The 1,908-nt window shown below is 56.8% G+C and carries 1 protein-coding gene and 1 pseudogene; both read left to right on the top strand.

What is annotated here, in order from left to right; all coding sequences use genetic code 11:
• Positions 1 to 1,357 (top strand): annotated as a pseudogene (locus AR333_RS24020) (condensation domain-containing protein); the annotation flags it as partial.
• A gap of 23 nt (positions 1,358 to 1,380) precedes the next feature.
• The coding region (locus AR333_RS25545) for an AMP-binding protein (protein ID WP_253735969.1) at positions 1,381 to 1,908 on the top strand (528 nt) is incomplete at its 3' end.

Raw genomic sequence — 1,908 nt, 5'->3', positions numbered from 1 at the left:
GCTTATCGAGCTGGAGCCGGAGCGTCATATCCTGCTGTTCGATATGCATCACATTATCTCGGACGGGGTGTCGATGGACGTGCTCGTGGAAGAGTTTGTCGGCTTATACAGCGGAGATAAGCTTGAGCCGCTGCGCATCCAGTACAAGGATTATGCCGTATGGCAGCAGTCCGAAGCGCAGCAGGAGCAATTGAAGCGGCAGGAAGCCTACTGGCTGGATGTATATCAAGGAGAACTGCCTGTTCTGGAGATGCCGGCTGATTATGCGCGTCCGGCGGTGCAAAGCTACGAAGGACATACGCTTGAATTTGTCATGGATGAGAGTAAGAGCGAGGCCTTGAAGAAGCTGGCGGCCCAAACCGGTACGACGCTGTATATGGTCCTGCTTGCGGCTTATACCATCCTGCTTCATAAGTACACGGGTCAGGAAGACGTGGTCGTAGGTACGCCTATTGCGGGAAGAAATCATGGGGATGTTCAGCCGCTGATCGGAATGTTCATTAACACGCTGGCCATTCGTAATTATCCGGCCGGAGAGAAGAGTTTCCTCACCTATTTGGAGGAAGTGAAGGAAACGACTCTGGGTGCTTTCGAGAACCAGAACTATCCGTTTGAAGAACTGGTGGACAAGGTGCAGGTAGCCCGTGATCTGAGCCGCAACCCGCTTTTTGATACGATGTTTACTCTGCAAAATACAGAAAATAAAGATTTCGATGTAGAAGGCCTTCAACTGGAGCCCTATCCGAGTGACTATGGGATGGCCAAATTTGACCTCAGTCTGGACGTTATGGAAGACAGCAAGGGCTTGGACTATACCATTGAATATTCGACCGCTTTGTATAAAAGGGAGACAGTAGAGCGGTTGGCGAAGCATTTCGAGCAGCTGCTCGAAGCGATTGTAATCCAACCGGAGGCTAGAATTGCAGCGCTGGATATGATGACCGCAGAAGAGAAACAGCAGATCCAGCAGGAGTTCAATGCGGAGCCTGCCGGTGAACTTCCGCCGGAAGAGCCGCTCTACCGGTTGTTCGAAGAACAGGCCGCACTTATGCCAGCGCAAGCGGCGGTGGTGTATGAAAATACGCAGCTGACGTACGACGAGCTGAATGAACGGGCCAGTCGCCTGGCCGCCGTGCTGCGTACGGGCGGCATTGGCCGCGAAAGCATCGTCGGCATCCTGGCTGACCGCTCCGTGGAGCTGCTGGTCGGTGTCCTCGGGGTGTGGAAAGCCGGAGGCGCGTACGTACCGATAGACCCCGATTATCCGCAGGACCGCATCCGGTTCATGCTGGAGGACAGCGGCGCATCCGTGCTGCTAACGCAGAGCCATCTGCTGGAGCGCACCCGGGCCTGGCTGNTCCGCAGGACCGCATCCGGTTCATGCTGGAGGACAGCGGCGCATCCGTGCTGCTAACGCAGAGCCATCTGCTGGAGCGCACCCGGGCCTGGCTGGACGAGGGAGTGGCGCTGCCGCTGCAAAGCGTGCTGTGCCTGGACGACGAGACAGCGTACAGCGCAGCTGGTGTGGATGCTGCTGGCGTGAATGCAGCGAACAGCGCAGCCGGAGTAGATGCAGCTGGCGTGAATGCAGCGAACAGCACACTCAGCGTAGATGCTGCTGGCGTGAATGCAGCGTACAGTGCAGCCGGTGTGGACGCTGCTGGAGCGAATGCAGCGAACAGCGCAGCCGGAGTAGATGCAGCTGGCGTGAATGCAGCAAACAGCACACTCAGCGTTGATGCTGCTGATATGAATGCAACGTACAGCGCAGCCGGTGTGAGTGCAACTGACGTTAACGACAGCGAAGCGCGCATGGAAGATCTAGCCTACGTGATCTACACGTCGGGAACGACGGGACGCCCCAAGGGCGTCATGATCGAGCACCGCAGCCTCGTCAACACGGCAGCG

This window comes from Paenibacillus sp. FJAT-26967, assembly GCF_001541095.1.
Classification (GTDB): domain Bacteria; phylum Bacillota; class Bacilli; order Paenibacillales; family NBRC-103111; genus Paenibacillus_F.
The sequence above is the reverse complement of the archived record's forward strand: the minus strand, read 5'-3'. Positions and strand labels throughout refer to the sequence as shown.